The sequence below is a fragment of the Actinomycetota bacterium genome, assembly GCA_035759705.1.
In the GTDB taxonomy this organism is placed as follows: Bacteria; Actinomycetota; CADDZG01; order JAHWKV01; family JAHWKV01; genus JAJCYE01.
On sequence record DASTUJ010000028.1, the window covers coordinates 1 to 6,872 of the forward strand.

Below are 6,872 nucleotides of genomic sequence, written 5' to 3' on the forward strand. Positions count from 1 at the left end.
GAGATGCTGGCCGCCATCCCCGGGCTCGACCTGACGCTCACCACCAACGGCTCCATGCTGGCCCGCAAGGCCGAGGCGCTGAAAGCGGCGGGCCTTAACCGCGTGACGGTCAGCCTGGACTCTCTGGACAACGAGATCTTCAAGGCCATGAACGACGTGGGCTTCCCCGTCGAGAAGGTGCTCGCCGGAATCGACGAGGCCGCCCGGGTGGGTCTGAGCCCAATCAAGGTCAACATGGTCGTCAAGCGGGGCGTCAACGAGCAGTCCATCCTGCCGATGGCCCGCTACTTCCGTGAGGCCGGCCACATCCTTCGTTTCATCGAGTACATGGACGTCGGCCACAGCAACGGCTGGAAGCTGGACGAGGTGGTCCCTGCGGCCGAGATTATGGAGCTCATCAACGCCGAGATGCCGCTCGAGCAGGTCCCGCCCAACTACCCGGGCGAGGTCGCGAACCGCTGGCGCTACGTCGGCGACACGAACGAGGTAGGCATCATCGCCTCGGTGACCAAACCTTTCTGCGCCGGCTGCACCCGGGCCCGCATCTCGGCCGAGGGCAAGCTCTACACCTGCCTGTTCGCAGTCGCCGGCCAGGATCTGCGCCAGCTGATGCGGGACGGAATCTCGGACGCCGAGCTTTCGGAGGCCGTGGGCAAGACCTGGTCCGCCCGCAAGGACCGCTACTCGGAGATCCGCTCCTCCCTCACCGAGGGCCTCCCCAAGGTGGAGATGTCCTACATCGGGGGCTGAGCTCCCCCACCGAAGCCTCGCCGTAAGTCCCGCCAGGCCCTATCGTTGGCGTATGCCTAAAATCCGGTTGCCGTGATCCGGGCCTACGTCGCCAACAGCCTGGCCCAGGCGCACCTCATCAAGGGATTCCTCGACGCCGAGGGCATCTTCGCCCTGGTTCGGGGCGAACACCTCGTGGGCATCGCGGGCGAGATCCCGATCACGATGGATACCCTCCCCTCGATATGGGTCGGGGAGGACGACCGGGACCGGGCCCGGGCGCTCATCGACGAGGCCTTGAAGAACGAGCTGGTCTTCGAGGACTGGACCTGCCCGGAGTGCGGGGAAACCGTAGAGGGCCAGTTCACCGAGTGCTGGCAGTGCGGATCCGATCGCACACCAGTCGTCTAGTCTCCCCCACAACGCGAAGAGGCGCCGCATATGCGGCGCCTCTTCGGTGTTACGGGGAGTGGTGCTGTTACCGGGAGTAGCTCGGAACGCCGGCCCGGTACCTTAGGGTTTCGTACGTGTCGACCCGGTTCTCCACGATCCGCCTCTCGGCCAGAGCGAAGATCAGGATCCACGAGATCAGCACGAACAGGATCTCGGTGTAGGCCACTATCGACGGCCACACCGGACCGTTGAAGGCGAGCGTCTCCCGAAGCGTGATGTCGGTGATCACTGCGAACTTCGAGGTCCGCTCGTCAATAGCCGGGACTGCGGGAGCGCCGAAGTCCGGGTCGGCCGGCAGGTACACCGGCGCCGCCATGACCTCGTTGCCCCTGAACAGAGCCACGGAGGTCTTCCAGTCGCCGGACAGCGGGTGCCGGTTCTCGGAGATGTAGTGGCCCTCTTCGCCCTGCGGGATCATCCGGGAGGAGACCACCGGGTCTCCACCCTGGTTGGAACCGACACCGAACACGGTGTAGTCCTTGGCTGCGTCGGGCGGGTTCAGCGTGACGTCGATCTTTGCGGTGTCACCCTGACGGTCGACCAGCCTGGTGGTCACCTCGACATCCCCGGCCTGGCGGGGAAGCGGGATGGCCAGCGCCACGATTACCGCCACGATTGCCGCCGGGATGACTCCCTTGGGCAGGGTGGCCCGCTTCGGGTCGTCGGTCGGGTCGAACACTCGACCGAACCGGGCACCGATCAACGAGGCTGCGATCGCTGCAACGAAGGCCAGCGGGACTGCCTTGGGCAGAAGCGCCGGGGTTACCTCCATCCAGCCGGACAGCGGCATCCAGGCCAGCTCTGCCGCAAGCCCGATGGTGCCGAGCAGCACACCGGCGGTCAGAGCGAACTTCAGCCTGTTCTCGGGCTTGGCGATGTAGCCCGCCAGCTCCACCATCAGAGCGGGAACCAGGTAGGTCGCGAAGCCGACGACGGTGTGGTTCAGTGCACCGGAGACGATCCAGATCAGGAAGCCCCGAACGCCCAGGTAGAACAACGTGGTCTTGAGGGCGCCCCACGGTCCGAGTGCGATGCGTGCCGCCACCAGGACGAAGCCGGCGGAGAGCATGACCAGGATCGGGTAGTACGCCATCTGGAACTGAAGGACGAGGAACTCGAACTCGCCCTGGAAGATCGTGATGCCCATAAGACATGCGCCGGAAGCCATGATGTGGATGAACCGGCCGGTCTTGGTGGGGGTGTATCCGCGGGCGCCCTCGGCGATCATCATCCAGACCGCGATCGTGGCGAATCCGCCGCCGCCGAGCAGCTGGAGGTGGGTGGGGCTCCAAAGGGTTACGTCGATGCCGTAGGCACGGTGCCACAGCTCGTCGAACGGGAACGATGCAACGCCGCCCAGTCCGAGAGCGAACAGTGCCACTGCCGACCACGGGATGACCAGGCTCTTGTACTTGATGCCCGTGTCCGCCTTGTCGAGTGAAGCAAAGGTGACTGCGATGGCCGCTGCGTACATCAGGCCGCCGAGGCCAAGGAGGATCATGGTGTGCGACGGGTTCAACAGAAGCTCGTCACGCCCAAGGTCGACGTGCCACGCAACGTCCCAGTAAAGACCCATAGCGGCTACCAGAAGCACCAGTAGTCCGCTCAAGGCTCCTGCCATCGCCCACCCGGGGTAACCGGTCGCGCGGTGGAGGCTGTTAGAAATCCTGTCGAAGAACTGCGGAAGGATGTTCTTCTTTTCGCTGCGCCCCATGGCGCACAGCACGTATACAACTGCGAGGTAGAACAAGAAGGGAGCGACCACGTAGAACCAGTCGTTCCATACAGCCATTCGTCCAGTCATGCGACCTCCCCGTAGACAATGCGATCCGATTTCGCATTAACACTGCTGAATGATACATTGTTCACTGTCACGTTGCAAACTGTTCCGTGAGGTATCCTGGAGGAACGATGGCCGACAAAATGACGATTGACGAACTCGCTCGCGAGGCGGGAACCACCACCCGAAACGTCCGGGCCTACCAGACACGAGGTGTGCTCAACCCTCCCCAAATTATCGGCCGCATCGGTTACTACACCGACGAGCACCTTACCCGGCTGAAACTCATTTCACGCCTTCAGCAACGAGGGTTCGGACTTCAGGCCATCAACGACCTTCTTTCGGCCCACGACACCGGGTCCTCGCTCAGCGACGTGCTCGGTTTCAGCGACGCCCTCATGGCGCCCTGGACCGACGAGGTCCCGGAGACGATCTCCCGCAAGCAGCTCGAGGAGCTGTTCCCGGAGATCAAGACGGACGGCTCGCTTATCAAGAAGGCGGTGGAGCTGGACCTGCTGAGCCCCAAGGGAGACGGCTGGACCATCCCGAGCCCGCGGCTGATGAAGGTCGGCGCAGAGCTGGTGTCGGTGGGAATCCCCCTGGCCGTCGTGCTCAAGCAGGCCGAGTTGATGAAGGCGGACATCGACAGCCTTTCCTGGCGCCTAGTCGCCATGTTCGGCATGTACATCTGGGACCCGTTCGTCAGCGGCCAGACGCCGGACCGGGACCTCGGCGACATCACGAAGATCCTCAACGACCTTCGTCCCCTGGCCTCCGAGGCAGTCAGCGTCTTTCTCGCCCGGGCGATGCAAAACGCCACCGAAGCGGCCACCATGCTCGAGTTCCAGGGTCACATCAGCCAGGGCAACGTCTGACCCCGGCCGGCAGCCGGTAGCACCACAAAACCGCCTATGATCAGGCGGCGATGACCGAACGGGACTCCGGGTACAGGCCGATCCGGTACCACGAGCTCACCAAGCACAGCCCGACATCCGTGCGCGCCGGCACACATCGAATCGACTGGATGGACCAGCCCGAGCCGTTCAAGAACTACCTCGACCTGATCCCGATCCCCCTACCGAAGCGCTCCCCCAACACCGGGTTTCCGGTATCGAGCGCGTTGATCGGTCGGCTTGGGGAGCTCCGGGAGCTCGACTGGGCAGAGCTGGCCCGTATCCTGAAGCTGGCTGCCGGCGTCAAGAGCGTCCGCCCCCAGCCTTCCGGCACTCCGGTCTACCTGCGCAACTACGCATGTGCCGGCGCCCTCTACCCCATCGAGGTCTACGCTGCGTGCTCGGGAGTCGCCGGGCTCGAGGACGGCCTCTACCACTACAACCCCCAGGACGACGCCCTGCGGCTCATCCGGCCCGGCGACTCCCGCCCGTACCTGGTCCGGGCCGGAGGCTTCCGCCCGAGCCTGGCACAGGCCCCCTTGACGGTGATCCTCACGGGCATCCCGTGGCGCACCAACTGGAAGTACCGGGCCCGCGGCTACCGCCACCTGTTCTGGGACTCCGGGATGATCGTAGCCAACCTGCTGGCGCTCGCCGCCTCCGGCGGGCACACCTCAGAGGTGGTCGCCGGATTCGCCGACGACGAGCTGGACCGACTGGTCGGGATCGACGGCCGAACCGAGATGTCGCTCTGCCTGGTCCCCATGGGCTTCGGACAGGGCGACCGGGAGGCCGCCGCGGCATCGGAGGGACCCGCTGCGGAGATCGAACACGCGGTGGGCAAGCTGTCGTTTCGAACCCGGGAGTACGACGAGGTCCTCGAAGCCCACCTGGCGACCACCCTGCGGAGCCCGGCCGAGGCGCAGTTCTGGCAGCAGGACCCCTACCCGAACAAGGCGCCGCCTCCCGAGCCCACCGCCTTGACCGGCATCGAGAAAACCATCCGCAGGCGCGGCTCCAAACGACAGTTCAGCTGGAAGTCGATTCTGAAGGAGGACCTCGAGGGCATAATCTCCGCCTCGACCTACTCCCTGGCCTGCGACTGGGGGCAGGACCTGACCCAGATCGGGGTCATAGCCAACGCGGTCGACGGGGTTGAACCGGGGGCCTACGCCGCGGTTTGGGGCATGCAGCAGATCGCCTTCGGGAACCTGCGGGAGAAGGCCAAGTTCCTCTGCCTGGAGCAGGACCTCGGCGGCGACGCCGCGGCGACCCTGTTCTTGATGACCGACCTCGAGGACGCCGCGGCCACCCTGGGGCCCCGCAGCTACCGGGCCGCCCAGCTGAACGCCGGCATCGTGGGCGGCCGCATCTACCTCAGCGCTTACGCCAGCGGTCTCGGCGCGACCGGTCTGACGTTCTACGACGAAGAGGTCCGGTCCTTCTTCCAGACCGAGGCGGAGCCGATGCTGGTCGTGGCGGTAGGCCGTTAAAGGTACAGGTTCAACGCACTGCCGTGACCGGGTCAAACAGTGCAAGTTACCCATTGCCTTCGGGATTCAAACGGCCTAATCTCGAATGACCAAGAATTTACACCGCGCCAAGGATCTTGAGGCCCGCTTGCTGAACGTCGGTCCCCCGTTGAGCCGTTTACATCGCGCCTTCCTCCTCGCCGGCCTCGCTCTGGTGGCTGTTTCGCTTTGGCCGGCATTCGGAAACCGGGCCGCGGCCCAAACCTCCCCCACCCTCTGCTTCGGCGAAACCGCCACCATCACCGGAACCGGCGGTGCCGACAACCTCACCGGCACCGGCGGCGACGACGTGATCGTGGGCCTCGGTGGATCCGACAAGATCGACGGCCGCGGCGGCCACGACCTCATCTGCGGCGGGGCCGGGCACGACTCGATCACCGGCGGCGACGGCGACGACAAGATCGACGGCGGCAGCGGGGACGATACGATCTCCGGGGGCGGCGGCAAAGACCGCATCTTCGGCGGCCCGGGCGACGACTCTTTGAGCGGCAACGCCGGGGACGACCAGTTGTTCGGCGAAGGCGGAGCCGACTCCATGAACGGAGGCGCAGGCTCCGACAACTGCTTCATCGAATCCGGCGCCGACAACGGCTCGGGCTGCGAAACCGACCTGCCTCCCAACCAGGCCCCCACCGACATCCTTCTGGCCGGCGCCACGATTCCGGAGAACGAACCCGCCGGAACCTCGGTCGGAACCCTGGCGGCGGTCGACCCGGATGCGGGCGACACCCACACATTCACCGTAGTCGCCGCGTCGGGCACCGACTTCGCCTCGTTCGCCGTCTCGGGCAACTCGCTGAACTCCGCGGCCGCCTTCGACTTCGAGACCAAGTCGAGCTACACGGTCACGATCGAAGTCTCGGACGGACTGGCCACGTTCCAGAAGACTTTCACCATCACGGTCACCGACGCCGACGACCCTCCGGTTGCGGCCGGCGACTCGGCGACCGTGCCCGAGGACTCCGCCGCGAACGGCATAGACGTGCTCGCCAACGACACCGATGTCGACGGCGGGCCGCTGAACGTTCAGTCGGTCACCCAGCCGGCGAACGGCACGGTGGTCAACAACGGGACGGATGTCGGCTACACCCCCAACGCCGACTACTGCAACAACCCCACGGGGTCGGGGGACACGTTCACCTACACGCTTAACGGCGGTTCGACGGCGACGGTCTCGGTAGCCGTGACCTGCGCCGACGACCCTCCCGTGGCGGTCGACGACCCGGCCGGCGTGTCCGAGGACTCGGAGTCGAACAACATCGACGTACGGGCCAACGACACCGACATCGACGGCGGGCCGCTGAACGTCGAGTCGGCGACCGACCCGGCAAACGGGACGGTTGACGTCTCCGCCGGCGGCCTGACCTACACGCCGGACGCCGACTACTGCAACAGCCCGCCGGGGACCACTCCCGACACCTTCAGCTACACGCTTAACGGAGGTTCGACGGCGACGGTCTCGGTAGCCGTGACCTGCGCCGACGA

Annotated in this window: 6 protein-coding genes; 5 read left to right on the forward strand and 1 reads right to left on the reverse strand. The window is 65.5% G+C overall.

Annotated features, from left to right (window positions below):
• Positions 1-750 (forward strand): radical SAM protein (locus VFV09_01690; GenBank protein ID HEU4866416.1); only part of this gene is annotated, 750 nt, incomplete at its 5' end.
• Between the two features lie 72 nt (positions 751-822).
• Positions 823-1,140, forward strand: a complete 318-nt coding sequence (locus VFV09_01695) for a DUF2007 domain-containing protein (GenBank protein HEU4866417.1) — start codon at positions 823-825, stop codon at positions 1,138-1,140.
• 67 nt (positions 1,141-1,207) lie between these two features.
• On the opposite strand, the gene VFV09_01700 is transcribed toward VFV09_01695, so the two are convergent.
• Positions 1,208-2,974 (reverse strand): hypothetical protein, encoded by a 1,767-nt coding sequence (locus VFV09_01700; GenBank protein ID HEU4866418.1) that lies wholly within the window; start codon positions 2,972-2,974, stop codon positions 1,208-1,210.
• A gap of 131 nt (positions 2,975-3,105) precedes the next feature.
• Between VFV09_01700 and VFV09_01705 the strand changes: the two genes are divergently transcribed.
• The 3 genes from VFV09_01705 to VFV09_01715 all read left to right on the forward strand — a co-directional run.
• Positions 3,106-3,837, forward strand: coding sequence for a MerR family transcriptional regulator (locus VFV09_01705; GenBank protein HEU4866419.1), 732 nt, complete (start codon positions 3,106-3,108; stop codon positions 3,835-3,837).
• A 50-nt stretch (positions 3,838-3,887) separates the two neighbouring features.
• Positions 3,888-5,348: a SagB family peptide dehydrogenase gene (locus VFV09_01710; GenBank protein ID HEU4866420.1), complete on the forward strand. Its 1,461-nt coding sequence runs from the start codon at positions 3,888-3,890 to the stop codon at positions 5,346-5,348.
• A gap of 193 nt (positions 5,349-5,541) precedes the next feature.
• Positions 5,542-6,872, forward strand: a 1,331-nt coding sequence (locus VFV09_01715; GenBank protein HEU4866421.1) for an Ig-like domain-containing protein, incomplete at its 3' end; no start/stop codon positions are given.

Bases quoted from the DNA above. Each gene is read 5' to 3' on its own strand.
- VFV09_01700 (HEU4866418.1), bottom strand. From the start codon at position 2,974: ATGGCTGTATGGAACGACTGGTTCTACGTGGTCGCTCCCTTCTTGTTC.
- VFV09_01705 (HEU4866419.1), top strand. From the start codon at position 3,106: ATGACGATTGACGAACTCGCTCGCGAGGCGGGAACCACCACCCGAAAC.
- VFV09_01710 (HEU4866420.1), top strand. From the start codon at position 3,888: ATGACCGAACGGGACTCCGGGTACAGGCCGATCCGGTACCACGAGCTC.